The sequence below is a fragment of the Niveibacterium microcysteis genome (genome assembly GCF_017161445.1).
GTDB lineage: Bacteria > Pseudomonadota > Gammaproteobacteria > Burkholderiales > Rhodocyclaceae > Niveibacterium > Niveibacterium microcysteis.
In genome coordinates this window covers 2,450,018-2,476,451 of the sequence record NZ_CP071060.1, presented here as the reverse complement: position 1 = coordinate 2,476,451, position 26,434 = coordinate 2,450,018, and the positions used below count along the sequence as shown (strand labels likewise).

Below are 26,434 nucleotides of genomic sequence, written 5' to 3'. Positions count from 1 at the left end.
CCGTGCCCACTGGCGCCGCCGCGGCGGGCTACGCCCGGCGCGAATCAAGCGCGCGCGGCAATCAGGTTACCTGCGACAGCCGAAAAGGCCTCTTCCGCAGCCTGGTAGGCTTTGACCGCGCTGGCCGCAGCCGAACTGATGCCGGCTGCCTTGGTCTGGGACTCTTGCGTGTTCTGCGCCATCTCCGCCTGAGCTTTCGCTGCAAGGCGGCCCGCTTGGGCGGCGACGCTGTAATCCTGTGCCGATGGATCGGACGGCGCCATGGCTGCGTTGCGGATCTGCTCGGCCTTGCGCACGGTTTCTTGTGGCGTCCGCGCCTTCGACACGTCGATCGATACGTCACCACCCACCGCGTAGCGTTGGCCGTCGGGGCCTGTCTCGTACTTGAAATTGACGCCGCCGCGAATCAGGTTGCCGCCAGCGGCAACGTGCGCCTGCTCATGCGCACGAACTTCCTGGTCGCGCTTCTTCAGCTTCTCGACCTGCTTCTTCTGTTCCTCGCTGAGTTCGCCGCTCGATGCTGCATCGGATTTTTGAGCGCGAGAGGCTCCTTGCGTCGGGGCGGACGCAAAGGTACGCGCGACGAAACTGGCATCCACTCCGCCAATCATTCTGGGCCTCCAGTTCTAAGCCTAGAACGTGGGGAGGCGCCTGACGAGGGTACGACTCTGCTTGTGGTGCCTGGGCAATTACCCGTTGCTGGCCAGATCGAGCGTAGCGGGGCGCCATTGCTCGACCCATTGCAGGGCGGCGCGTGCGGCCTCGTCCAGTGTGCCGGGCTCGATAAAGCGCTCACTCGCACGCGAAATCTCAAGCCAGGACTTGTCGCTTTCGAGCAATTGGTAGGCGTGGGCCGCCGGGTCGCGCGTCGGGTCGTCGCTGCCGCCGGCGATGGCAAGCAAGGGCACCCGGTTACGCCGAAGTGGGGCGGCGCCGGCGAGGTCGATGCGGCCGGCACGGGTGACGAGCGCGAAGGGCTGCGGGTCGATGACCTCGGCGGTCTTGATGGCAGCGGCACCGCAGGTTCCGACGGCGCTGATGGCGAGCGCCAGCTGGCCAAGCTGCGGTTGGTGCTGGGCCCATTCGATGACCTGGGTCAGGCGTTCGGTCAGCTTGGGTACATCGAATCGCGCATCCGGGTCGCGCTTCTCTTCATATGCAGTCAGGCCGTCGAGCAGAAGCGTGGCGTAGCCCGCTTTGCGGAAAACTTCGGTGAAGACGAACTCGCGACTGTCAGCCCGCGCGATTGGTGCTGCGGCAACGCAGACAAGGAGCGCCTTCGCATCCGGGATATGCGACAACAGGGCGCTCAGCCAGGCGCCCTTGGCGGGAATGCTCAGTTCAGTAGTGCGATGGATGAAGCCGGCCATGGGTACCGCAAACCTTCCTTCTGCCAACGGTGCCCGGTGCGCCGGCCCTGGCCTTCAGCCCTGGGCCGTACCCAGGTGGACGGGAATACGTCGCGCACCGAACGGTTTTTCAAACTTGCCGAAATGCCCGGCCAATCGCGTGCCGCACGCGCTGCAGCAGCCCTGATCGTCGAGCCGATAATCAAGAATGTTGTACCAGTCTCTGACGATTAACGGCACACCGCAGCCGGAACAATAGGTCGTTCCGCCTTCGCTGTCGTGAACGTTGCCCGTATAGACGTGATGTAGCCCGGTGTCTCGGGCGATGCGCCGGGCGAGTGAGAGCGTCGCCGGTGGCGTTGGCGGCCGGTCGGTGAGTTTGAAGTCCGGGTGAAACGCGGTGAAATGCAGCGGCACGTCGGGCCCGAGTTCGCGCAGGATCCAGTCCGCCATGGCGGCCAGCTCTGCTGGGCTGTCGTTCGCGCCGGGAATCAGCAAGGTGGTGATCTCTACCCATACCTTGGATTCGTGGTGCAGCCACACAAGCGTGTCGAGCACCGGCGCGAGGTGGGCGCCAGTCAGCCGCACGTAGAAATCGTCGGAGAAGGCTTTCAGATCGACATTGGCGGCATCGATGTCGGCGTAGAACTCGGCGCGGGCTGCCGGCGATATGTACCCGGCTGTCACCGCGACGGTATGAACGCCGCGTGTATGGCAGGCCACAGCCGTGTCGATTGCGTACTCGGCAAAGACCACAGGGTCGTTGTATGTGAACGCGACACTGGCTGCGCCGTAGCGCTGCGCGGCCGATGCGATCTGATCAGGCGCGGCCTGGTCCATCAGCCGATCCATGTCGCGCGATTTCGAAATGTCCCAGTTCTGGCAGAACTTGCACGCCAGATTGCAGCCCGCGGTGCCGAAGGACAGCACGCTGCTTCCGGGGTAGAAATGGTTCAGCGGTTTCTTCTCGATCGGGTCGATGCAGAAGCCGGAGCTGCGCCCGTAAGTCGACAGGAGCATCGCATCGCCGCGACGCTCGCGGACGAAGCAAGCGCCGCGTTGATCGGCATGCAGCTTGCACTCGCGTGGGCACAGATCGCACTGGATGCGACCATCGTCGAGCCAGTGCCACCAGCGCGCGGGGTAGTCGGCAGGCGGGCCGACACGCTCACGCATCATGGAATTTCTCGACCTGGTAACGACCAACGTGCATCGTGTCGGGCCAGTGCTCCAGGCGCATGCCGGCTTTGCGGCGCAACTCGGTGAGGAACTGCGACGGTTCGGAGAGCGATTCCCACACTTGAGGCAGGAAGGTGGCGCGGTGGGCGCCGTATTCAAGGATGACGCCGTCGACCCCGGGGCGTATCCAGGCGATCGCGTCAGCCTCGGTCGCACAGACGCGCCACTCCGTAGGCCCGAGCACCGACACCTCCACTTGCAGATCGCCCCATTCGTTTGGTGCCACGGGCGGGAAACGCGGGTCGTGGAAGGCCGCGGCGGCCGCATTGGCGGCAATGTCCTCACCCAGCGCGCGCTGCGGCGTCAAGGAACCGATGCAGCCGCGCAGACGGCCGAAGTGGGTGAGGGTGACGAAAGCCGCGCCCGGCTTGTGCAGGGCCGGCGCATCGTCCGGTTCGGGGAAATCAAGCCCCAGCCGGCTCGCAATGGCGTGTCGGGCATGGGCAACCAGCAGCGATCCGTTTTCAGTGAGCATTTCGTTCCCCTTCAAACAGAGCGACCGCGCAGTAGCCGACCACGCGTGCACGGTCACCGGCCGTGTCACCGGAACTGCATTGGTCGAGCAACTGGGTGCGCATTGCGTGATGCGCCGCGGTCTGCAATAGCCCGTTCAGCGGGTAGGCGCCGCAGGCCTGTTCAGGTTCGATATTCGACTCCAGATCCAGGATGCGTCGCACCGTATCGCGGTCCAGCTCCTGCGCCTCGCGATAGCCGTGGTAGTGCGAGAGGTCCGTGCTGAGCACGAAGAGCGTTTCGGGCCCGCCCCACAGGTGCTCGATCACGCTGGCGACCGTTTGAGCATCCGCTTTCCCTACCGCCAGCGGAACCACTTTGAAGTGGTCGAGAACTGCCTGAAGAAATGGCAGCTGCACTTCCAGGCTGTGCTCGGCGGCGTGCGCAGCGTCATACACGCAGACACCCGGCATGGCCCGAATGCCGGCCAGCGCTTCCTGGTCTACCGGCACAACACCGAATGGGGTCGCGAAAGCGTCGCAGGCGGGAAGGGCGATGCCATGCAATGGCACGCGATGCGTGGGCCCCAGGATGACGACGCGCGAATACTGGGCGGCCCAAGGCTTGAGGCAAGCAAACGCATGCGCTGCGGTACGCCCGGAATAGATGTAGCCGGCGTGTGGCACCACCAGTGCCTTCGGGCAGTTGCCGGGCACGGGCGCACTGTTGCGGGCAAACAGCTGCTCCAGCATGGCGTCGAGCTCTCGCGGATCGCCGGGGTAGAAGAATCCAGCGACTGCAGGGGGACGGATGCTCGCTGACGCCATGGCAACTCCCGATTGGGCCGGAGGGCGGCCCTTGCGATTCAATTATAGAAACTGGCCGGAGCGCTACTGCGCCGTGTGCATCAAGGCCAGCGCGACCGCAAGACCGCCGCCAACCAGACCCATGCCAATCGCGACCGGTCGCGCTAATTCACGCCCGCCGACGACCAGCGCGGTGCCGGCCTTGAAGACGAGGTTGGATAGCGCGGCAAGCGCGATCGCAGTCGCCGCTGCAGTCGGTGCCAGTTTGCCTGCCGCCTGCAGTTGCAGGCTCGATAGCGAGATTGCGTCCACGTCCGTCAGCCCGGAGGCCAGCGCCACGGCGTAGAGGCCGCGCGTACCAACGCTTTCGGTCAGCCATGTGGATAAAAGCAGCACGCCGCCGTAGAGCACCGCGAAACCGATCGCTACCCGCACTTCGGTCGGGTTGCGTGTCTGCGGCAAAGGCAGGCTGCCGGGGCTGGCGGCGGCACTCCAAGAAGCAAGCAGATAGAGCATGCCCGGCACCAGGCCAGCTGCCATCATGAGGGCTACGGGCGACAGCGCTGCCGGGGCAACCACCGCAGCGAACAGGCTTAGCCGCACCAGCATCACCAAGTTGGCGATCAGAATCACGCGCCCCGCGGTACCGGCGAACTTTGCGTCGCCGCGCGCATGGCGGGCGAAGATCAGCGTTGTCGCCGTCGAGGAAACAAGCCCGCCTGCGAAACCGAGTAGCAGCGTGCCGTAGCGATCGCCGAAGAGCCGCAAGCCTGCATAGCCGGCCAGACTGACGCCCGAGATCAAGACCACCATCCACCAGATCTGGTGTGGATTAAGGGCGCCATATGGGCCGAACCCCTTGTCCGGCAAGACTGGCAGCACCACCAGGCTCAAGGTGGCGAACTGCAGCATCGAGATCCACTCGGCATGGGTCAGCTTGCTCGCGATCCCGGACAACTCGGTCTTGAAGTAGAGCAGGGCGGTAATCAGCACTGCGAGAATCACGGCCAATGGCGTCTGCCCGAGCCACACCAGCACGCCAAGCAGATAGCAAGCGAGCAGCGCGACCACAGAGGTCGTGCCTGAATCCGCCGGGTTCGGGTGGCGCAGATGGGCCGCGATGATCATCACCGCGACCGAGAGCAGGCTTGCGCCAATCAGCCAAGGGCTGGCGAGCTGCTGTGCGACCAGCGCTGAGAGGGCGCCCAGGAGGGCAACCAGCGTGAAGGTGCGCACACCGGCTTGAGCCGAGCTGTTCCGTTCACGCTCAAGCCCGATCAAGAACCCAATGCCGCCACTTACGATCAAGGGCTGAAGGCTGGCCAATACTGGCGTCTGGGCGAACTCCATGAAGTGATCCTCCCTCTGGCTGCCAGCATACGGCGGCATCGCCGCCAGCGCACGTCACGCTAGAATTCGGCGATGACGCTTATCAATCCTCAACCGAGCTTTCACGCGCTGATTCCCGCCGCGGGCAGCGGCTCGCGCATGGGCAGTGAGCTACCGAAACAGTACATCGACCTCCTTGGTCGCCCGGTGATCCGGCATACGCTCGACGCCCTGCTTGCTGTGGGCGCCCTGAGCCGTGTCTGGGTCGTGCTCGCGCCCGACGACGCACACTGGACCAACTACCAATGGCCCAGCGATCCACGTATCACCGTACTCCGTTGTGGTGGTGCGACACGCGCCGAGAGTGTTGCCAACGCCTTGCAGGACGTCGCCAAGCAGACGGATCCGGCCGCTTGGATGCTGGTGCACGATGCGGCGCGGGCTTGTGTATCGCCCCAGTTGGTGGCTCGCATGATCGAGGAGCTCTCGGATGACCCTGTCGGCGGTTTGCTCGCCGTGCCGGTGGCGGACACCTTGAAGCGCGCGGGGGACGACGGCCGCGTGGCGCAGACAATCCCCCGTGCAGGCCTGTGGCAGGCGCAAACACCGCAGATGTTCCGCCTCGGCATGTTGCGCGAGGCACTTGCTGCGCATCCCGATGTGACCGATGAGGCCGGGGCGATTGAGGCCTGCGGCCTGAGCCCGCGTTTGATTGCGTCCGATGCGACCAACTTCAAAGTCACCTTTCCCGATGACCTCGCAATGGCGGCGCGCCTTTTGTTGAGCAGCGCTGCGGAGCTCCAGAAATGATTCCATTCCGTGTTGGCCAGGGCTTCGATGTGCACGCACTGGTGCCGGGCCGCAAACTCATTATCGGCGGTGTCGACATCCCTTTTGATCGCGGGCTGCTCGGGCACTCCGACGCCGATGTTCTGCTCCATGCCATCACCGATGCCGTGCTGGGCGCTGCTGGCCTGGGTGATATCGGTCGGCATTTTCCCGATACCGATGAGCGTTTTGCAGGGGCGGACAGTCGCATTCTGCTGCGCGAGGCTGTGGCCTCAGTGCATGCGGCCGGTTGGCGCGTCGGCAACCTCGACGCAACGGTGATTGCTCAAGCACCGAAGATCCTTCCGCACGTGCCGGCGATGGTCGCAAACATTTCAGCCGATCTGGGCGTTGCCGCAGACGCTGTAAACCTGAAAGGCAAGACCACCGAACGCCTTGGTTTTACCGGCCGTGGCGAAGGTATTGCGGCTGAGGCAGTCGCATTGCTGGTTCGCGATGGGGTCGCCTGAGGCAGCGTCTCGTCTTTTCTTCGCGCTCTGGCCGACCGAGCGCGCCGCGAAGGCGCTTGCCAGCATGCGCGACGACGCGTCGCTGGTCCGCGCCGGCCGCGCCATGCCGACGGACTCATTGCACTGCACGTTGGCCTTTGTCGGTGATCAGGATGCTGCCTCGCTCGGGCGGCTGATGACAGTCGCCGCAGTGGTACGCGGCGGCTCGTTCGACGTTCGCTTCGATCAGCTCAATTATTGGCCGCACAACCGCATTGTCTGGGCGGGTATGTCGGCAGTGCCTCCGGCGCTTGTTCGGCTCGCCAGTCAGCTACACGCTGGTTTGCATTCGGCGGGCTTTGGCCCGCTCGCACCGCTGACGATGCCGCACATCACGCTGCTGCGCCACGCGCGTCCCGAAGGCGTATTGCCCGAACCTGACCCCGCCGCGTGGTGCTGCGCCGAATTCGTCCTGGCCTGCGCAGCAAAAAAAGAGGCGAGCAGTTCGCGCTATGAAGTGCTCGCGCGATGGCCGCTCGCCGGGGGAGGGGAGTGAGGGCTATTTCACGGGCACAGGCAGTCGCCCAGCTTGCCGCACAGGTCGGCAGGGGTGTTCTTCGTGTAATCCTTTTCCAGGCGTCCGCTGACCTTCATCTGGGTCGGTGAATCGAGTTCGGCATTCAATAAGCCCATGAAGGTGGGCGGTGCCACCAGCACCGCGCGCGAGAAGCGGTTGTGGTTGCGCCCGCTCTTGAGTTCGCCCGCAAGCCGATGCGCGAACCCTTTGGCGCGGTTTCGTCGCAGGTCTCCAGGGCCGTGCCAAGCACTTCGATCCATCGCGCCGATCGACAGGTCCTCGACCAGGCCATCGCTCTCCGGCTCGATCTGTTTGACCAGGGTCAAACCCTTGTTAGGACCCTGATTCTCATAAAGCGCGGCGGAACGGGCGTTGGCTACGAGCACCCAGGTAATCGACATATCAATCCTCCTCACGGGTTCGAATCGCGCCGAATGGCACGAAATTCCAGACTAGACCCTCGTTCGAGGAAGGAAAAGGCGATGTGCAGGTGACAGCTTCCTGAGTGGCAGAAAAGCCGGTTTTGCCGTGTCGGATTGCTGCAATGCAGCGCGATAAACACCGTTTATCAAGCAATGTAGATCAAGAAGGCCATCGGGCACCCCGGTAACTTCCGCCCCACGTTACCGCCCCGGTACCTGCTTGGTTGCTTCAGACAGACAGCTTTGCAACCAGCAAATGTGCTATCTATGGATACACGCACCACCGGAGCGGTTTGGCAGACAAATGCGCAGTAAGCGCAAAGGAGTCAAACCCATGTCCCCCCGAATTTCTGGCCTGTTGTCCCTACAAGGAGCAGTGATGAACAAGATGGGCTCCGAACCTCTCGATCAGGGCGGTATCGATGTCACCTTCGACGTCTCGGTCGAGCGTCACCTCAAGAATGAAGTCGGCGCTACCCAAGCGACGGCAACCCCGACGGACTGGATGCGCGCAACCGCGCTGACCGCCCGCGAAGGTCTGGCAGCCCGCTGGCTGCAGACCCAGCATGACGACAACGCCGTGGGTGCGCGTCGTGCTTACTACCTCTCTGCCGAATTCCTGATCGGTCGTGCAATGAGCAACGCGCTCGCCGCACTGAACCTCGACAAGGACTTCGCGTCGGAAATGAAGAAGATGAAGCTTGAAGCTTCCGACGTGCTCGAAACCGAACCGGATGCCGCGCTCGGCAACGGCGGTCTGGGTCGTCTGGCAGCCTGCTTCCTTGATTCGCTCGCAACACTTGGCGTGCCGTCGTTCGGCTACGGTATCCGTTACGAGTTCGGCATGTTCACGCAGCGTATCCAGGACGGCAAGCAGGTCGAAACGCCGGATAACTGGCTCGCAAACGGCAACCCGTGGGAATTCCCGCGTCGCGACATTCACTACATCGTGCCGTTTGGCGGCTGGGTGGAATATGTGAATGGCCGTCCGGTCTGGACCCCGTCCGAGCGCATCATGGCGCGCGCCTACGACATGGTGATCCCGGGCCACGGTACCGAGCGCGTGTCCACGCTGCGTCTGTGGAAGGCCACCGCGCTGGAAGAGCTGGATCTGTCGGCACATACCCGCGGCGACTACGCACGTGCTGCCGAAACGCGCAGCAAGGCCGAGAACATCTCCTGGGTTCTGTACCCGGATGACAGCACCCCGCAAGGTCGCGAGCTGCGTCTGCGTCAGGAATTCTTCTTCGTCACCGCTTCGCTGCAGGACATCATCGCACGCCACATCCGCGCCTACAGCAGCCTCGACAACCTGTACGAAAAGGCGGCCATCCAGCTGAACGATACGCACCCGGCCCTGGCTGTGCCTGAGCTGATGCGCTTGCTGATGGATGAGCATGATTTGACCTGGGACGATGCCTGGTATCAGACCTCGCGCATCATCTCCTACACCAACCACACGCTGATGCCGGAAGCGATCGAGACCTGGCCGGTCGGCATCATGCAGTACCTGCTGCCGCGTCACCTCGACATCATTTACGAGATCAACCGTCGCTTCCTTTCGATGGTTGCTGCTCGCTTCCCTGGCGACACCGCGCTGCTGAGCCGCGTTTCGCTGATCGCTGAAGATGGCGAAAAGCGTGTCCGCATGGGCAACCTGTCGATCGTCGCTTCGACCAAGGTCAACGGCGTTGCCAAGCTGCACTCGGATCTGATGGTGCAGACGATTTTCGCCGACTTCGCGAAGATCTATCCGGATCGCTTCACCAACGTGACCAACGGCGTGACGCCGCGTCGCTGGCTTGGCCAGTGCAACCCGGGCCTCACCAAGCTGATCAGCAAGAAGCTGCGCGGTCAGTGGCAGATCGACCTTGATCAGCTGAGCAAGCTGAAGAAGTATGCGGATGACGAAGCGTTCTGCGCCGAAGTCGCCAAGGTCAAGCTTGCGAACAAGGAACGCTTGGCCGCTTACATCAAGCGTGAGACCGGCATCGTGGTCGATCCGAATGCGCTGTTCGACATTCAAGTCAAGCGTATCCACGAATACAAGCGCCAGCTGCTGAACGTGCTGCACGTGATTCAGCGCTATCGCGAAATGATCGCGAACCCGGATGCTGATTGGCAGCCGCGTGTTCACGTCTTCGCCGGCAAGGCCGCTTCGGCCTACAAGATGGCGAAGCTGATCATCCGCCTGATCCATGACGTTGCCCGCACCGTCAACAACGATCCGCGCATCAAGGATCGCCTGAAGGTTGTTTTCCTGCCTGACTATCGTGTCTCCGTGGCAGAAAAGATCTTCCCGGCAGCGGACATTTCCGAGCAGATCTCGACCGCGGGTACGGAAGCTTCGGGTACCGGCAACATGAAGTTCGCCCTGAACGGCGCACTGACTGTCGGCACCTGGGACGGCGCCAACATCGAAATCGCCGAGAACGTCGGTCTGGACAACATCTTCATCTTTGGTCTGCGCACCGAAGAAGTCGAGAAGCTGTCGCAAGAGGGCTACAATCCGCGTGCGTGGTACGAGGGGAACGCCGATCTGAAAGCAGTGCTAGACATGATCGCCAGCGGCTACTTCACCCCGGAAGAGCCGAACCGTTATCAGGCAATCGTCGAAACGCTGCTCGGCCGCGACCAGTACTTCCTGCTTGCCGATTTCGCAGCCTACGTTGAGACCCACCGTCAAGTTGACGCCGCTTACCGCGATCGCGCCAACTGGCTGACCAAGGTGGTCCACAACATCAGCGGCATGGGGATGTTCTCGTCAGACCGTACGATTGGCGAATACTGCAAAAACATCTGGGGCATAAAGACTCGCTGACATGCTGACAGCCGACGACATCGCGGCATTGCTCGAAGCCAGGCACGGTGATCCATTCGCCGTGCTCGGCATGCACACGGACGCTGACGGTCGCTTGCGACTGTCAGCGTTTTTTCCTGGCGCAACGGAAGTCGTTTGCGTGGACACGGCGGACGGACGTGATGTTGTCGCGCTCGACTGCCTTCACGCCGACGGCTTCTACGAAGGCATCATTCCGCGCAAGCGGGAGGTCTTCGCATATCGCTACAGGGTCACCTGGCACAACGGTACGGTGTCTGACATCGAAGACCCGTATCGTTTTCCGCCGATCCTTGGCGAAACAGACGCCTGGCTGCTGGCCGAAGGTACGCACCTGCGTCCCTTTGAGGTACTTGGCGCTCATCCGCGGGTGATCGAGGGCGTTGCTGGCACAGCGTTTGCCGTCTGGGCACCCAATGCGCAACGCGTGTCAGTCGTTGGCGACTTCAATCAGTGGGATGGACGGCGTAACCCGATGCGTCTGCGTCGGGAATGCGGTGTCTGGGAAATCTTCATGCCGGGCCTCGGTGTGGGGACGCTCTACAAGTTTGAGATCCGCGCACAGAGCGGCGAGTTGATGAGCAAGGCGGATCCCTGCGGTTTCGGGTCCGAGTTGCGGCCGCGCACTGCGAGCGTCGTGGCGAATTTGCCTGCACGCCGGGCCTTGCCCGATGGCCGCAAAGAGGCCAACTCGCTCGATGCGCCGATCAGCGTTTACGAAGTACATCTCGGCTCCTGGAAGCGCGTCCCGGAAGACGGTGACCGATTCCTGAACTGGGACGAGTTGGCTGCGGATCTGATTCCGTACGCCAAGGACTTGGGCTTTACCCACCTCGAATTGATGCCGATTTCCGAGCATCCGTTCGATGGTTCTTGGGGCTATCAGCCGGTTGGCATGTATGCGCCGACGGCTCGGTTTGGTTCGCCTGATGGGTTCGGGCGCTTTGTTGATGCGGCCCATGCGGCGGGCCTCGGCGTGCTGCTTGACTGGGTGCCGGGCCATTTCCCGACCGATTCGCACGGGTTGGGCCGATTCGACGGTTCGTCCCTGTACGAGCACTCGGATCCGCGCGAGGGTTACCACCCAGACTGGAACACCCTGATCTTCAATTACGGGCGCACGGAAGTCCGTAACTATCTGGTGGGCAACGCGCTTTACTGGATCGAGCGTTGGGGTACGGATGGCCTGCGCGTTGATGCGGTTGCGTCGATGCTTTACCGCGACTACTCCCGCAAAGCCGGCGAGTGGGTGCCCAACGTTTATGGCGGGCGCGAGAACCTTGAAGCGATCGGGTTCCTCAGGCGCGCCAACGAAGTTGTTGGCGAGCATTGTCCCGGCGCGATCATGGCTGCGGAAGAGTCGACGGCCTGGCCGGCGGTTTCGCGGCCAACCTACGCTGGCGGGCTTGGCTTCCACTACAAGTGGAACATGGGGTGGATGCACGACACGCTTGAGTACATGAAGCGTGCGCCGATTCATCGTCGCTACCACCACGATCAGCTTACATTCGGTCTCGTCTATGCCTTTGACGAGAACTTCATGTTGCCGCTATCGCATGACGAAGTCGTCCACGGCAAGGGCTCTTTGCTCGACAAGATGCCGGGTGATGCGTGGCAGAAGTTCGCGAATCTGCGCGCTTACTACGGTTTCATGTGGAGTCATCCGGGCAAGAAGCTGCTGTTCATGGGTGGCGAGTTTGCCCAAGGGCGGGAGTGGAACCATGATCGCAGCCTTGACTGGCACCTCCTTGAGCATCCGCTTCATCGCGGCATGCAGCAGTTGGTGAAGGATCTCAATGCGCTCTACCGGCGTCTGCCGGCATTGCATCAACGGGATTGCGAGCGCGAGGGTTTCGCCTGGCTCGACATGCACAATGCTGATTGGTCAACGCTTGTCTTTGCGCGCTTCGGCCGTGATGACGATGCGATGGCTGTAACAGCCTGCAACTTCACGCCCGAACCGCGTAACGGCTACCGGATTGGCGTGCCGCGTGCTGGCAGCTATCGAGAAGTCTTGAATACGGACTCCGAAATTTACGGCGGGTCCAATCTCGGTAACGGCAACGCGCCTATCGTCACCGAACCGGTGCCGTGGGCCGGTCACGCACAATCGATCGTGGTGACGCTACCGCCGCTGGCTTCGATCGTTCTTGAATACGCGCGCTGATGCATCTTCCTTCCCGACTCGCAAATGGGCGCGCATGGCCGCTCGGCGCAACTGCTGATAGTGAGGGCGTAAACTTCGCCCTCTTTTCGGCCAATGCGACCCGGGTAGAACTTTGCATTTTCAACCACGACGGCACCACGGAGATCACGCGATTTCCGATGCCGGCGCGGACCGGCGACGTCTGGCACGGCTATCTGGAATCGGTTGGTCCTGGCTTGGTCTATGGCTACCGGGTGCACGGGCCGTACGAGCCGGAGCGCGGCCATCGGTTCAACCCGAACAAGCTGCTGCTGGACCCTTACGCACGCGAGATCGTTGGCGAGTTTCGGTGGAAGAATGAGCATTTCGGTTTCGAGATGCGTCACCCCGACGGTCATCGTTCGTTCAGCACGACTGACAATGGCCGGTCGGCGCTGAAGGCCCGCGTAGTCCTTGATTTGCCCTCGACGGGTGAAGTTCGCCCTCGAGTACCGCCAGAGCAGACCGTCATCTATGAAGCCCACGTCAAGGGGCTGACGATGCTTCACCCCAAGGTGACCGACGAGTTGCGTGGCACTTATCTGGGCGTCTGCCACCCGGCGGTCATCGAACATATGCAGAAACTCGGCGTCACGACCATCGAGTTGCTGCCCGTTCAGTTTGGCGTTCCGGAGCAGCATGTCGTTGCGCGCGGCATGACCAACTACTGGAATTACAACCCGCTCGCGTATTTCGCGGTCGAGCCGCGTTACTGGTCGCGTACCACCTCGTCGCCCGAGGCTGAGTTCCGCGAAATGGTGGATACCCTCCATGCTGCCGGGCTCGAAGTGGTGATCGATGTGGTGTACAACCACACCGCCGAAGCAGGTGAGACCGGGCCCACCCTTTGTTACCGCGGCATTGACCACCAAAGCTATTACCGGCTTCAGCCCAACGACCCATCGCATTGCGAGAATCTCACCGGCTGCGGCAACACAGTGAACGTGGCGCATCCGCGCGTGACGCAGCTGGTGCTGGATTCCCTGCGGTATTGGGTCAATAACTTTGGCGTCGACGGTTTCCGCTTTGACCTAGCTCCGGCCATCGGACGGCGGGCGCATGGCTTTGATCCGGATGCCGCGTTCTTCGTGGCCTTCGAGCAGGATCCGGTGCTGTCGACCGTGAAGCGCATCGCCGAGCCGTGGGATCTTGGCCACGACGGCTATCGGCTCGGGCAGTTCCCGACTGCGTGGATGGAGTGGAACGACAAGTTCCGCGATACCGCACGCGGGTTCTGGCTACAGCACAACCGCAGCCGTGGCGAGTACGCGCGGCGCATCATGGCGTCGAGCGACATCTTTCAGGGCTCGCATCGAGCGCCGCTGTGCAGCGTCAACTTCATCACCGCGCACGATGGCTTCAGCCTCGAGGACCTTGTTTCGTACAAGGAAAAACACAACGAGGCTAACGGCGAGGACAACCGCGACGGGCATTCTCACAACCTCAGCACGAACTGCGGCGAAGAGGGTCCGACGACCAAACCCGCCGTGCTGATGGAGCGTCGCCGCCTCAAGCGCGCGCTGCTGGCAACGCTGCTGCTTTCACGCGGCACGCCGATGCTGCTGGCTGGCGACGAGTTCGGCCGGTCGCAAGGCGGTAATAACAACGCCTATTGCCAGGACAACGAGATCTCTTGGCTGGATTGGTCGCAGTTCGACGAGAAGTTGTGCGAGTTCGTCGCATTGCTGATTCGCCTGCGCGGCGTCCACGGTGCCATGCCGAATGCCATGTGGGGCGGTCGCATGGACGCTGCCCACGCGCCCTATGACCTCGTTTGGTACAACCCGCATGGCGGCGTGATGACCGCGGAAGACTGGAATCAGAGCCACGAACACAGCTTCAGCGCGATCTTTACCCCGTCACCGGGGACGCGTGGACCGCGACTCGCGCTGCTGCTCAATGGCGATGTTCAGGCCGTTCAGTTCGAACTTCCATCGGGCCCTTGGCAGCGGGTGTTCGATACGGATCTGGACGAACCCTTCCAGCCCGCGAGCTGTACAACGCGCTACACCTTGGCGCATCGCGCCGTAGCAGCGCTTTTCTCATTGCCGGTTGGCGCCCCCTGAACGCCAAATGGCCCGCTAGATAGATCACGACAATAAAGAAAGGACTCGCAGATGGTCTTTGATAGACGCACCAGCGGCGTTTTGCTGCACCCGACTTCGCTTCCTGGCCCGAACGGCTGTGGCGATCTCGGTCAAGCGGCCTATCACTTTGTGGATTGGCTGGTTGGTGCCGGCCAGACACTGTGGCAGGTACTTCCGCTGATGCCGATCGGCCCGGCCGATTCGCCGTACATGAGCGTCTCGGCGTTCGCCGGCAACCCGCTGATGGTGGATCTCGACGAGCTGGTTGCGAAGGGCTGGCTTGCTCCGATCACCGATGCCGAACGAGTTGGTTTCAGCGATGAGCGCGTGAACTACGCGAAGGTCGTTCCGTTCCGCAATGAGAAGCTGCGCCAGGCTGCCGCGGGTTTTGCCGCCAAGGCGTCCGCAGCCGACAAGGCCGCGTTTGAAGCGTTCTGCAAGGCAGAGGCAAGCTGGCTCGACGACTACGCACTGTTCATGGCGCTCGATGAGCGCTTTGCCGGAAAGCTCTGGCCGGACTGGGACAAGGGCGTTGCGAAGCGCGAGCCCAAGGCGTTGGCCAAGGCACGCAAGGATCTGGCCGAATCGATCACCTTCTGGCAGTTCGTTCAGTGGTGCTTTGATCGTCAGTGGAAGTCGGTCAAGGCTTACGCAAACGAGCGTGGTGTTCAGCTGATCGGCGACATGCCGATCTTCGTTGCGCACCACAGCGCGGATTGCTGGGCTCGCCCGGACCTGTACTACCTCGACGAAAACAAGTGGCCGACGGTGATTGCCGGTGTGCCGCCCGATTTCTTCTCCGCAACCGGCCAGCGCTGGGGCAACCCGCTGTACGACTGGGCTGCGATGGACAAGGATGGCTACGCATGGTGGATCGAGCGGATCAAGCGTCAGCTGGCACTCGCTGACGTCGTGCGTATCGACCACTTCCGTGGCTTTGCCGGCTATTGGGAGATCCCCGCATCGGAGCCGACCGCGATTCACGGGCGCTGGGTTCCCGGCCCGGGCAAGGCGCTGTTTGCCGCCATCGAGAAGGCGCTTGGCAAGCTGCCGATCATCGCAGAGGACCTCGGTGTCATCACGCCGGACGTCGAAGACCTGCGTGACAGCTTCGCGCTGCCGGGTATGCGCATCCTGGAGTTCGCATTCGCTGCAGGCCCGGATCACAACTTCCTGCCGCACAACTACGTGCCGAACACCGTTGTGTACACCGGTACGCACGATAACGACACGATTCGCGGATGGTGGGCGACCTGTACCGAGCGTGAACGCGACTTCGCGCGTCACTACCTGGCAACCGATGGTCACGATATTCACTGGACGATGATTCGTGCGGCTGCGATGTCCGTTGCCCGCATGGCGATCTACCAGTTCCAGGACGTGCTTGGTCTGGACGGCTATCACCGCATGAACACGCCGGGTCAGATCGGTTGCTGGACTTGGCGCTTCAAGTGGGACTACGTGGGTCCTGAGCCGGCGCGTCGTCTGGCCGAACTCTGCGCCTTGTCCTCGCGGACCGGTGCTGACAAGCTCCCGCGCATGTCGGAGTGGCCGGCTGACAAGCCTTTGCCTTGAGCGAACCGCGTTAGTCAGAAAGGGGCCTATAGGCCCCTTTTTTATTGCCCCCGAGCCAACGGATCCTGTCGATAGAACATCGCCAACTGTTCGTAGACGCGTGGGTAGGTGCTGTTCAGAAGTTCCGGCTCAACAAAGAACACCTCACTGACCACCGCAAAGAACTCTGCCGGGTGTTCAGCGGCGTAAGGGTCAATCTGCGTTTCTTCGCCCGCGTCGACGCGATCGCAGAAGTCATCGTACGCGTCGCCGAGTGCGGCATCCCAAGCCTCGACCGACATGCCGGCATGCAGAGGTGGCAGGCCGTCCGCCTCGCCGCTGAGCATGTCGAGCTTGTGGGCGAACTCGTGCACGACCACGTTTGCACCTTCGTACTCCTCGGGGTCATCGAACCAGGCCAGCACGACCGGGCCGCCATCCCAGGCTTCGCCGAGCGCCGCTTCGTCGTATTCATGCAGGACGCCATCCTCGTCCATCGTACGACGCGGAATCACGAAGTCGCCCGGGTAAATAACGATGCCCACCCAGCCGTCGTAGGCCGATAGGCCTAACTCGAGTACCGGTAAACAGGCCTGTAATGCAATCGATGCCTGCATGAAGGCGGTTACTTCAAGACCCGCAGCGCCAGAAAACTCCTTTCCGGCCAGGAATTCCAGCGCCATCTGGCGCAGCCGATCCCGCGCGTCGGGCGTCAAGTTTTGAATGAAGGGGAGGGCGGCTTCTGCCTCAGCGAGGACGTCCTCCGCTGCCGGTTGATCTGCTTGCGGCGCTGACCAAAAACGTTTGAGCCATCTCATGCCGCAAGTCTAGCTGGCATGGCGTCGGGGAGCATGGTCGAGGGCTTGTGGAATAATGCGCCCATGGTTCAAGTTGCCCATTCTCTCGATAGCTCCGATTCGTCGGTCCCAAGCGCAGCAGCCTTGGCGGAAGGGCTCGGCGGCGACGCCCTGGTGCCGTTGCAGTCTGCGTTGGACTGGATCGTGCCGCTTTACGGCGAGCACACGCTGCGAACTGGCGAACCGACGCTCCGACATGCGTTGGGAATGGCGCTCATTGCCGTTGCACTCAAGCTCGATCTCGACACCCGTTTGGCGGCATTGCTTTTTGCGGTCGTCGAGTACGTCGATGAGCCCAGCGAGGAGGTCGAACGACGCTTCGGGCGCAATGTTGCAAGGCTGACGGACGGCATGGCGCGTCTCAACGGCCTGCGCCTGATCACCCGGAAGGCGGCGCAATCGGCGGCTACCGACGTACGAGCCCAGACCGAAGTCCTGCGCAAGATGGTGCTTGCGATGGTGGAGGACATCCGCGTCGTGCTGCTGCGGCTCGCAAGCCGCACGCAGACGCTGCGCTACCTCACCGAGCATGATTCGGATTCGAAGGAAGAGCTTGCGCGCGAAAGCATGGATCTCTACGCGCCATTGGCAAACCGGCTCGGCGTCTGGCAGCTGAAATGGGAGCTTGAAGACCTTTCGTTTCGGTTCCTTGAGCCGCAAACCTACAAACGCATTGCAAAGATGCTCGACGAGCGCCGCGTCGAGCGCGAGGCATTCATCGAGACGTCGATCGCGCGGCTCAAGGATGACCTTGCCGCTGCCGGCGTACAGGCCGATGTGTATGGGCGGCCCAAGCACATCTACTCCATCTACAACAAGATGCGGGCCAAGCATCTGGACTTCTCCCAGGTGTACGACGTGCGGGCGCTCCGCGTACTCGTGCGCGATGTGCGCGACTGCTATACCGCCCTCGGGATCGTGCATACGATCTGGCAACCGATTCCCGGCGAGTACGACGACTACATCTCGAAGCCCAAGGGCAACAACTACCAGAGTCTGCACACCGCTGTGCGGGCCTCGGACGGGCGGGCGCTTGAAGTGCAGATCCGGACGATGGAGATGCACCGGCACGCCGAACTTGGCGTTGCTGCGCATTGGCGCTACAAGGAAGGCGCGCGCGAGACAGGCGAGTACGACGAGAAGATTGCCTTGTTGCGCCAGCTGCTCTCGTGGCGCGACGAGATCAGTGATTCCGCACAATGGGAATCGCATTACAAGAACGCTTCGCTCGACGACACGATCTACGTCATGACGCCGCAAGGGCGGGTGGTTGATTTGCCGAGTGGCGCGACGCCGATCGACTTTGCTTACCGCGTTCATTCCGACCTCGGACACCGTTGCCGCGGCGCGAAAATCAACGGCCAGATGGTGTCGCTGAATACCGCGCTCGACAATGGCCAGGTGGTCGACATCATTGCGGCGAAGCAGGGCGGGCCTTCACGCGATTGGCTCAATCCACAGCTTGGCTACCTTGCCACGTCGAACGCGCGCTCGAAAGTGCGGCGTTGGTTCACGTTGCAGGAAGAGGCCGAAACCTTGTCGCAGGGGCGCACGATCGCCCTCAAGGAGCTGCAGCGCGAAGGGCAGGCGCATTCCAGTCTTGATGATCTCGCCTCACGGCTCGGTTTCAAGACCACGGATGCCTTCCTGATTGCGGTGGGGCGTGGCGATGTAGGCACACGCCAGATCCAGATCGCCTTGCATGGCGACGTCAGCCCGGCCGAGCCTGCCCCGGATGTCGTGATCGGGCGGAGTCGCGGGCGGGGGCGCGACGACAAGATTCTGATCGTCGGGGTCGGGCGGCTGATGACCACCCTGAGCCGCTGTTGTAAACCGGCGCCGCCGGACGCGATCTCCGGCTTTGTCACGCGTGGCAAAGGGGTTTCCATTCACCGTAGCGATTGCCGCGACTTCAAGCATGTGGCGCTGAAGCATCCTGAGCGTGTGGTCGAGGCCGCCTGGGGCGAGGCAGACACCGCTGCTCAGGTCAGCGACGTCTATCCGATCGATATCGCGGTTGACGCACACGACCGGCAAGGCCTGCTGCGCGACATTTCCGAGATTCTCTCGCGCGAGAAGCTCAATGTGATCGCGGTGAATACCATGTCAAAAGGTGGCCGGGCCTTCATGCGCTTTACGATCGAGGTGCGAAACGCGAGTCAGAGCCAGCGTGCGCTGACCCTGATCGGTGAAGTTGAAGGCGTGGAGCGTGCGCGCCGCGCTTGAGCGGCGCGTAGGTCGTTCAGCTCGTGGTGCCGCTGGCGCCACCGACGAGTTCTGACAACAGGATTTCCTGCGCCGAACGGCGGATCGTGCGCCCCTGCTTGCGACGGTAACTACCATCGTCGCCCGATAGATCCCAAGCTTGGCAGTTGTCGCCCAAGTAAGGTTTGAGGCCTTCCTTGATCACCCGGCGCTTGAGTTTCGGGTCGAGGATCGGGAAGGCTGTCTCGATCCGCCGGAAGAAGTTGCGCTCCATCCAGTCCGCGCTCGAGAGATAGACGCGGTCCTCACCGTTCGCGCTGAAATACAGCACCCGGGTGTGTTCGAGGAAACGGCCAACGACCGAGCGGACGCGGATGTTGTCCGACAGGCCCGGGACTTGAGGGCGCAGCGCGCAGGGGCCGCGGACGATCAGGTCGATTTCCACGCCAGCCGCGCTCGCATCGTAGAGCGCCTCAATCGTCTCAGCCTCAAGCAGCGCATTCAGCTTGGCGATGATGCGGCCCTTGCCGCCAGCGCGTGCGATCTCGGCTTCATTCCTGATTGCTGCGACGACGCTGGGCTGCAGCGTGAAGGGCGCCTGCCAGAGGTGCCGGAGCGCACGCGGGTGACCAAGGCCGGTCAGCTGCTTGAAGATGTCGCTGACGTCTGCGCCGATGTCTTCATTCGCAGTGAACAGCCCGAAGTCCGTGTAGAAACGCGTGGTGCGCGGGTGGTAGTTGCCGGTACCAAGGTGTACATAGCGCCGCAAAACCCCGCCGCCGCCGCTGTCGGTATCCTCACGGCGAACGACCATCAGCATTTTGGCGTGCGTCTTGTAGCCCACCACGCCATACACCACATGCGCGCCAGCTTCCTCCAGGCGCGAAGCCCAGCTGATGTTGGCTTCCTCGTCAAACCGCGCCAGCAGCTCAACGACGACGGTGACTTCCTTGCCTTTGCGCGCGGCCCGGATCAGGTGCTCCATCAGCACGGAATCGGTGCCGGTGCGATAGACCGTCATCTTGATTGCCAGAACCTGCGGATCGTCCGCGGCGTTGCGCAGCAGGTCGATCACCGGCGCGAAGCTCTGGAACGGGTGGTGCAGCAGGTGGTCGCGCTTGCGGATTGCCGCAAAGATGTCACAACGCGAGTCGAGATCCTTCGGGACCACCGGCTTGAACGGACGGAACTTCAGATCGGGTCGATCGACCCAATCGGGCACTTGCATCAGGCGAACGAGGTTGACGATGCCGGGCACCTGGTAGAGCTCCTGGCGCCCCAGATCGAACTGCTGTAACAGGAAGTCGGCCATCGCATCGGAACAGTTGTCCGCCACTTCCAGGCGCACTTCATCGCCAAAGTGGCGATGCTGCAGTTCGCCCTGCAGAGCGGTGCGCAGATCCTTGATGTCTTCTTCGTCGAACAGCAGGTCGCTATTGCGGGTAACGCGGAACTGATAGCAGCCGAGCACCGTCATGCCTTCGAACAGCGCGCCTACATGCGCGTGCAGGATCGAGGAAAGGAACACGAAGGTGTGCGGGCTGCCGCCGAGTTCGGGCGGAATGTGGATCACGCGTGGCAAGGCGCGCGGCGCCTGCACGATCGCCGCGTTCGAGACGCGGCCGAACGCGTCCCGCCCTTCGAGTTCGACTGCAAAGTTAAGGCTCTTGTTGAGCACGCGCGGGAACGGGTGAGCGGGGTCGAGGCCGATCGGGGTCAGCACCGGCATCACTTCGCGATAGAAGTAATCGCGAATCCAGGCCTGCTGTTCGGGTGTCCATACACTGCGCCGCAGGAAGCGGATGCCCTCGGTTGCAAGTGCGGGCAGGATCGTGTCGTTCAGCAGCGAGTACTGCTCGGCAATGATGCCGTGAACTTCCCGACAGATGCGCGGGTACAGCTCGTTCGGCTGGATTGCGTCCGGCGCGTTCGAGTTGGCGCCCAGGGCGTTCTGGGCGCGCACACCAGCGACGCGAATTTCGAAGAACTCGTCGAGGTTGCTCGATACGATGCAGAGAAACTTCAGCCGCTCCAGCAGCGGCACGGTGGGGTCCGCGGCCTGCGCCAGCACGCGGCGCTGGAAGGCCAGCAGCGACAGCTCACGATTCAGGTAATGCTCGGCAGGGTGTTGGCGTTGCCAGGGCGTACGAGTCATTTCACGGTCCGTTCTGAGCGATGCACTATTGTGTGACATTTCCGTTACGGTTCGTTGACATGAGGCTATCCGCAAGCGAATCCGCGTCGCGCACGCAGGGCGGCGAGCATCCGGGCTAGAATCGGCCGCCAGCTCCAACCGCCTTGGTGGCAAAACATATGAAACACGAGCTTATCGCTGCAGTCGACCTGGGCTCAAACAGCTTTCGCTTGATTGTCGGCCGCGTCGTCGGAGACCAGATCTTTGCGCTCGATAACCTCAAGGAACCAGTGCGCCTTGCTGCCGGGCTGTCCGCCGACAAGCATCTCGACATCGCGTCGCAAGCGCGCGGCCTGACGGCGTTGCGGAAATTCGGTGAACGTCTGCGGGGCTTCCAACCGGAAGAAGTGCGCGCTGTTGCGACCAACACCCTGCGTGTCGCGAAGAACGCCACGAGTTTTCTGGAGCAGGCCGAGAAGGCACTCGGGTTCCCGATCGAAGTGATCTCCGGTCGTGAAGAAGCCCGCCTGATCTATCTCGGCGTGGTGCACACCTTGCCCGATCCGGGCCGCAAGCAATTGGTGTTCGATATTGGCGGCGGTTCGACCGAATTCATCATCGGGCGTGGCTTGCAACCAATCGTGCTCGAGTCGCTCTACATGGGCTGCGTGAGCTACAGCTTGCGCTTCTTTCCCGACGGGCGCATCGACAAGGCCGGGCTGCGTGCCGCCGAAATTGCTGCAATGCGTGAGCTGGAAACCATTTCCCGCACCTATCGAGAAGTCGGTTGGGAGTTCGCGATTGCTTCCAGCGGTAGCGCGAAAGCAATCGCCGAAATCCTCGAACTGAACCATTTCTCCGAGGGTGGCATCACCCGCGATGGCATCGCCAAGCTGCGCAATGAACTGATCAAGGCAGGCAATGTAAATCGCCTGGCCATTGCAGGCGTGCGGGCAGACCGTCTGCCGGTGCTGCCGGGCGGTTTCGCGATCATGTCTGCTGCGATGGAGGCATTGGATCTCGACAGGATTACCTTCTGCGACGGTGCACTGCGGCAAGGCGTGCTGCACGACCTGATCGGCCGCTATACCCACCACGATCTGCGCGATGCCACCGTCGAGACCTTCATGCGTCGGCACGAGGTCGACGCGGCCCAGGCGCTACGTGTTGCGGATACCGCCTGCAAGTTGCTGATCCAGGCAATGCCCGCGGCAGCGGACCCGGACCATATCGATCGCCGTTTCCTCAACTGGGCGGCACGGCTGCATGAAGTGGGCCTTTCGGTTGCGCATTCGAGCTACCACAAGCACAGCGCGTACATCCTCGCCAACGCCGACATGCCGGGCTTCTCGCGCAAGGATCAGGCGCGGCTGGCCTGTCTCGCCCTCGGACATCGCGGGAAGCTTGAGCGGGTATTGCCCCTCGGGCCAACTGAAACGGACTGGATGCTGATGCTATGCCTGCGGGTGGCCTTCATCCTGCATCGCACGCGTGACCTCACTCCCGCACCAGAGCTTGTCGTGACCGCCTCGCGCAAGGGCTTCCAATTGTCCGCCTCGGCTGCCGATCTGCAGGATCGTCCACTGACCGCTGCCTTGCTTGAGGAGGAGGGGGCGCAATGGGAGGCCTGCGGCATGCCGGTCCGCCTGCGTGTCGGTCGTGGGCCAACCGGGAAGCGCGATGCCTGAGCGCGCCAAGCCGACGCTCGCCCAGACCGAGCAGGGGGTCCGACTCGCAGGGTGTTGGACGCTGGCGACGCTGGCGCGTGCCCCGCAAGGGCTGCGGGCCGCCATCGCGAAAGCGCCACGCGAAGCGGTTTGGGATCTCCAAGAGGTCGTCGCGCTGGATACCTACGGCGCCCTGCTCTTGTGGCGAGCGTGGAAACGGGCGATCCCGGCCGCGTCGTCAATCCCGCCGGAGTACCAGGCCCTATTTGAACGACTCCATCAGCACGTTGCCGAGGCGCCCGCTGCGCGGCCAAAGCGCGATCCCCTTGCCTGGGTCGTGGCGACCGGGGTGCTGGCAATGACCTTTGCGTCGCACCTCGCGAGTTTCGTTGCCTTGCTGGGGCAATTGGTCATCGAGTGCCTCTACGTCTTGCGCACGCCGCGACGGATTCCCTGGCTCGAGATTTCGGCTAACTTGCACAAGGCTGGGGTACGAGCGATGCCGGTGACTGCCCTGGTCGCATTCCTGATCGGCGTGGTGCTGAGCTACCTGTTCGCATTGCAACTCAAGCGCTTTGGCGCCGAAGCCTTCATCGTCGATGTGTTGGGCATCGGCGTGATCCGGGAACTCGGGCCGGTGCTTGTTGCGGTCCTGGTGGCGGGGCGCTCGGGTTCGGCGATGACCGCCCAGCTCGGCACCATGCGGGTGACGGAGGAAATCGACGCGCTGGCGACCATGGGCGTACCGCGTCACCTGCGTCTGGTGTTCCCGAAGGTCGTCGCGCTGGGCGTTGCGATGCCGCTGCTGGTGGCATGGACCTGCGCGATCGCGCTGGCCGGCGGCATGATTGCGGCCTATTTCGAGCTTGGCTTGGACTTCCAGTTCTTCATCGCGAACCTGCCGCGCGCGGTTCCGCTGCCGAACCTTTGGATCGCCATTTCCAAGGGCGTCGTGTTCGGCATGACGATCGCCCTGGTGGCTTGCCACTTCGGGCTGCGCGTCGAACCGAACACCGAGAGCCTTTCTGGCAATACGACGCGATCGGTTGTGGCGGCGATCACACTGGTGATCCTGCTCGATGCGGTGTTCGCGTTGGCCACGCGCAACGTTGGGCTGGGGCGCGGATGATCAGCGCACCGCCTGTTGAACTCTGCGGCATCGGAACGCGGTTCGGCCGTCACTGGGTGCTGCGTGGCGTCGACCTCACCGTACAGCGCGGGGAATTACTGGCCTTGGTTGGCGGCTCCGGCAGCGGCAAGACCACCATGCTGCGCCAGATTGTCGGCCTGCTGGCCCCGACCGAGGGCGAGATCAAGCTGTTCGGCGAATCCTTGCACGACGGGGACCGCGATGAACTTGCCGCGCGGCGGCGCCGGTTCGGCATGCTGTTCCAGCATGGCGCACTGTTCTCAGCGTTGAACGTGTTCGACAACATCGCGTTCCCGCTGCGTGAGATGCGCTGCCTGCCCGAGTCGGAGATCCGTGACCTGGTGTTCACCAAGCTGGGCATGGTCGAGATCGACCGCGATGCGGCCTGGCGGATGCCCGCGGAACTCTCTGGCGGCATGATCAAACGCATCGCCCTGGCGCGTGCCTTGGCGCTTGACCCTGAGTTGCTGTTGCTCGACGAGCCGACCGCCGGCCTCGATCCGGATCGCTCAGCGGCCTTCGTCACACTGATCCGCACGCTGCATCAGGCGCTCAACCTGACTGTTGTTTTCGTTACGCACGATCTGGATACCCTTGCTGCACTCGCCAATCGACTGGCCGTGCTGGCCGAGGGACGTATACTCGCCACCGGGTCGCTGGACGAGGTGGTGCAAGTCGATCATCCGTTCATCCAACGCTTCTTCCTCAGCGAGCGCAGCATGCATGCCTTGCGCCGCGGCAAGGGTACTGACTGATGGAAAACCGCGCCTATGCGCTGGCGGTCGGGCTGTTCACGATCATCCTGGGCCTCGCTACCGCGACTGCCTTCTGGTGGTTTGCCGGCCGCACCGAACGCACTTACGACGTGTATCTCTACACGGATGGCAGCGTCGGCAGCCTCAACGAGCAAGCGGCAGTGCGCTTTCGCGGCATTCGTGCGGGGCGCGTGACGGATATTGATCTTGACCCTTCAACGCCTCGCCGGATCCTGATCCGCCTGCGGCTCGACGCCAGCCTGCAGTTGTCCCATGCAACCCGCGCGCGATTGGCGACGCAGGGGCTCACCGGCTTCATCTACGTCCAGCTTGAAGACGACGGCAGCGACCCGCGCCCCTTGGAGGCGCCGCCGGGTGAATTGCCGCGCATTGCACTCGATCCGTCGAACACCAACACCGTGGAAGCGGCGATCAACGCCTTGAACCGTATCCGCGATGTCGCGGACCGGCTGACCCTGGTGCTGGATGACACCAATCGCGGGAACCTGAAGCAAAGTCTCGCCAACATCGCGGCGACAACCAAGCATCTCGACGAGGCGCTCGCCAAAGTGCCGCAACTCGTTGAGCACGCCGACAACGTCGTCGCGCGCTTCGACTCGGATAAGCTCGACCGCACGCTTGGCAATCTGGAGCGCACAACGGGCGAGCTGCCGCAAACGATGGCGACCTTGCGCACCACCTTGAGTGGCCTGCAGAGCCTGACCTCACGCTGGGAGGCGCTCGGCAGCGACGTGCAGACCCGGTTGATCGCTGACGGCGGCGGCCAGTTGGGCCAGACGCTGGATGACCTGCGTCGCACGAGCGGCGAACTGTCCGCACTGATCAACACGCTGGAGCGCAATCCGCAGTCCATCGTGTTCGGACGCCCGCACCCGACGCCGGGCCCGGGCGAACGCGGCTACAGCCCGCCCGCAAGACCATGAAGATACTGACCATGCGCAAGTTCCTCGGCTTCGTATTTCCCGTACTGGCCCTTGCTGCCTGCACATCGCTGCCGGCTGAGACGGGGCCGTCCGCTGTTCACGACCTTGGGTTGCCGGTCCTTGCCGGTAGCGCGCCGAGTCCGCTGCCATTGCGCCGCGTGGAAGTGCTGGGCAACGCTGCGCTGGGCGGCCTTGCGATGCAATACCGCTATGCCGAAGACCAAACCACGCGGCGCCTCAACTATGCTGACAATCGGTGGTCGGCGACACCGGCACAGCTGCTTGAGGGCGTGGTGTCGCGCATGTTGAGCGGGCCGACACAACCGTCACGCTGCAAGCTGACGCTTCGGCTCGACGAGTTCGTGCAGGTGTTCGCGCGTGATGGCAGCAGCGCGGGTTATATCGCCGGCAGCTTCTTGCTGATCGGTGAGCGGGCCGACGAAGTGCTTGCGCAAACGCCGTTTGAGGCACGCCTGGCCGCGCCGAGTGCAGATGCAAGCGGAGGGGCGCAAGCCCTGCGCGGTGCAAGCGAGATGGTCGGCAGACAGGCGGCGCGGTGGCTCGCCACACAGGATGCGAGGCGCTGCACGGCAGGATAGTCAAAC

22 protein-coding genes are annotated in these 26,434 nt (G+C 62.8%); 13 read left to right on the top strand and 9 right to left on the bottom strand.

Annotated features, from left to right (window positions below; translation table 11 throughout):
* Window positions 1-44: 44 nt before the first annotated feature.
* The 6 genes from JY500_RS11155 to JY500_RS11130 form a co-directional block, all read right to left on the bottom strand.
* Window positions 45-611, bottom strand: a complete 567-nt coding sequence (locus tag JY500_RS11155; RefSeq protein WP_206252340.1) for a putative metalloprotease CJM1_0395 family protein — start codon at window positions 609-611, stop codon at window positions 45-47.
* Between the two features lie 78 nt (window positions 612-689).
* Window positions 690-1,370 (bottom strand): alpha/beta hydrolase, encoded by a 681-nt coding sequence (locus JY500_RS11150; RefSeq protein ID WP_206252338.1) that lies wholly within the window; start codon window positions 1,368-1,370, stop codon window positions 690-692.
* A gap of 54 nt (window positions 1,371-1,424) precedes the next feature.
* Window positions 1,425-2,525 carry an AmmeMemoRadiSam system radical SAM enzyme gene (gene amrS, locus JY500_RS11145; RefSeq protein WP_206256459.1) on the bottom strand — a complete coding sequence of 367 codons (1,101 nt, stop codon included), beginning with the start codon at window positions 2,523-2,525 and terminating at the stop codon, window positions 1,425-1,427.
* Window positions 2,518-3,063 carry an AmmeMemoRadiSam system protein A gene (amrA, locus tag JY500_RS11140; protein ID WP_206252337.1) on the bottom strand — a complete coding sequence of 182 codons (546 nt, stop codon included), beginning with the start codon at window positions 3,061-3,063 and terminating at the stop codon, window positions 2,518-2,520. Before amrA ends, amrS begins: the two co-directional genes overlap by 8 nt.
* Window positions 3,053-3,868 carry an AmmeMemoRadiSam system protein B gene (gene amrB / locus JY500_RS11135; protein WP_172200272.1) on the bottom strand — a complete coding sequence of 272 codons (816 nt, stop codon included), beginning with the start codon at window positions 3,866-3,868 and terminating at the stop codon, window positions 3,053-3,055. The genes amrA and amrB overlap by 11 nt, the downstream gene beginning before the upstream one ends.
* 63 nt (window positions 3,869-3,931) lie before the next feature.
* Complete coding sequence (locus JY500_RS11130) at window positions 3,932-5,197, bottom strand: MgtC/SapB family protein (protein WP_206252335.1); 1,266 nt, start codon at window positions 5,195-5,197, stop codon at window positions 3,932-3,934.
* A 72-nt stretch (window positions 5,198-5,269) separates the two neighbouring features.
* Here JY500_RS11130 and ispD point away from each other — a divergent pair, with 72 nt between their 5' ends.
* Genes ispD through thpR form a run of 3 tightly spaced genes read left to right on the top strand, consistent with a single transcriptional unit; the run spans window position 5,270 to window position 7,009 of the window.
* Complete coding sequence (gene ispD, locus JY500_RS11125; protein ID WP_206252333.1) at window positions 5,270-5,986, top strand: 2-C-methyl-D-erythritol 4-phosphate cytidylyltransferase; 717 nt, start codon at window positions 5,270-5,272, stop codon at window positions 5,984-5,986.
* On the top strand, window positions 5,983-6,474 hold the full coding sequence (gene ispF / locus JY500_RS11120) for a 2-C-methyl-D-erythritol 2,4-cyclodiphosphate synthase (protein ID WP_206252331.1): 492 nt from the start codon (window positions 5,983-5,985) through the stop codon (window positions 6,472-6,474). The genes ispD and ispF overlap by 4 nt, the downstream gene beginning before the upstream one ends.
* The gene (thpR, locus tag JY500_RS11115) at window positions 6,461-7,009 is read left to right on the top strand and encodes an RNA 2',3'-cyclic phosphodiesterase (protein WP_206252329.1); all 549 of its coding nucleotides are present in this window, start codon (window positions 6,461-6,463) and stop codon (window positions 7,007-7,009) included. Before ispF ends, thpR begins: the two co-directional genes overlap by 14 nt.
* Window positions 7,010-7,017: 8 nt before the next feature.
* On the opposite strand, the gene JY500_RS11110 is transcribed toward thpR, so the two are convergent.
* On the bottom strand, window positions 7,018-7,431 hold the full coding sequence (locus tag JY500_RS11110) for a host attachment protein (RefSeq protein WP_172200257.1): 414 nt from the start codon (window positions 7,429-7,431) through the stop codon (window positions 7,018-7,020).
* Between the two features lie 355 nt (window positions 7,432-7,786).
* Between JY500_RS11110 and JY500_RS11105 the strand changes: the two genes are divergently transcribed.
* The 4 genes from JY500_RS11105 to malQ are packed head-to-tail and all read left to right on the top strand — an operon-like array spanning window position 7,787 to window position 16,138.
* On the top strand, window positions 7,787-10,273 hold the full coding sequence (locus JY500_RS11105) for a glycogen/starch/alpha-glucan phosphorylase (protein WP_206252327.1): 2,487 nt from the start codon (window positions 7,787-7,789) through the stop codon (window positions 10,271-10,273).
* A 1-nt stretch (window position 10,274) separates the two neighbouring features.
* Entirely contained in the window at window positions 10,275-12,458 is a 2,184-nt protein-coding gene (gene glgB, locus JY500_RS11100) for a 1,4-alpha-glucan branching protein GlgB (protein ID WP_172200254.1), read from the top strand.
* Window positions 12,458-14,542: a glycogen debranching protein GlgX gene (glgX, locus tag JY500_RS11095; RefSeq protein WP_206252325.1), complete on the top strand. Its 2,085-nt coding sequence runs from the start codon at window positions 12,458-12,460 to the stop codon at window positions 14,540-14,542. Before glgB ends, glgX begins: the two co-directional genes overlap by 1 nt.
* A gap of 51 nt (window positions 14,543-14,593) precedes the next feature.
* Window positions 14,594-16,138 carry a 4-alpha-glucanotransferase gene (gene malQ / locus JY500_RS11090; protein WP_206252323.1) on the top strand — a complete coding sequence of 515 codons (1,545 nt, stop codon included), beginning with the start codon at window positions 14,594-14,596 and terminating at the stop codon, window positions 16,136-16,138.
* A gap of 41 nt (window positions 16,139-16,179) precedes the next feature.
* On the opposite strand, the gene JY500_RS11085 is transcribed toward malQ, so the two are convergent.
* Window positions 16,180-16,935 carry a M90 family metallopeptidase gene (locus tag JY500_RS11085; RefSeq protein ID WP_206252321.1) on the bottom strand — a complete coding sequence of 252 codons (756 nt, stop codon included), beginning with the start codon at window positions 16,933-16,935 and terminating at the stop codon, window positions 16,180-16,182.
* Between the two features lie 63 nt (window positions 16,936-16,998).
* Between JY500_RS11085 and JY500_RS11080 the strand changes: the two genes are divergently transcribed.
* Window positions 16,999-19,200 carry a RelA/SpoT family protein gene (locus JY500_RS11080; RefSeq protein ID WP_172200242.1) on the top strand — a complete coding sequence of 734 codons (2,202 nt, stop codon included), beginning with the start codon at window positions 16,999-17,001 and terminating at the stop codon, window positions 19,198-19,200.
* A 16-nt stretch (window positions 19,201-19,216) separates the two neighbouring features.
* Here JY500_RS11080 and ppk1 read toward each other — a convergent pair whose 3' ends face one another.
* A complete protein-coding gene (gene ppk1 / locus JY500_RS11075) occupies window positions 19,217-21,334 on the bottom strand; it encodes a polyphosphate kinase 1 (protein ID WP_206252319.1) in 2,118 nt (705 codons plus the stop codon).
* Window positions 21,335-21,492: 158 nt separating this feature from the next.
* On the opposite strand from ppk1, the gene ppx reads away from it, so the two are divergent.
* The 5 genes from ppx to JY500_RS11050 are packed head-to-tail and all read left to right on the top strand — an operon-like array spanning window position 21,493 to window position 26,428.
* Window positions 21,493-23,001, top strand: coding sequence for an exopolyphosphatase (ppx, locus tag JY500_RS11070; RefSeq protein WP_172200236.1), 1,509 nt, complete (start codon window positions 21,493-21,495; stop codon window positions 22,999-23,001).
* Window positions 22,994-24,109, top strand: a complete 1,116-nt coding sequence (locus tag JY500_RS11065) for an MlaE family ABC transporter permease (RefSeq protein ID WP_206252311.1) — start codon at window positions 22,994-22,996, stop codon at window positions 24,107-24,109. The genes ppx and JY500_RS11065 overlap by 8 nt, the downstream gene beginning before the upstream one ends.
* Window positions 24,106-24,885 carry an ABC transporter ATP-binding protein gene (locus JY500_RS11060; RefSeq protein ID WP_172200230.1) on the top strand — a complete coding sequence of 260 codons (780 nt, stop codon included), beginning with the start codon at window positions 24,106-24,108 and terminating at the stop codon, window positions 24,883-24,885. The genes JY500_RS11065 and JY500_RS11060 overlap by 4 nt, the downstream gene beginning before the upstream one ends.
* Window positions 24,885-25,829: an MlaD family protein gene (locus JY500_RS11055; protein WP_206252309.1), complete on the top strand. Its 945-nt coding sequence runs from the start codon at window positions 24,885-24,887 to the stop codon at window positions 25,827-25,829. The genes JY500_RS11060 and JY500_RS11055 overlap by 1 nt, the downstream gene beginning before the upstream one ends.
* A complete protein-coding gene (locus tag JY500_RS11050; protein ID WP_206252307.1) occupies window positions 25,826-26,428 on the top strand; it encodes an ABC-type transport auxiliary lipoprotein family protein in 603 nt (200 codons plus the stop codon). The genes JY500_RS11055 and JY500_RS11050 overlap by 4 nt, the downstream gene beginning before the upstream one ends.
* Window positions 26,429-26,434: the final 6 nt, after the last annotated feature.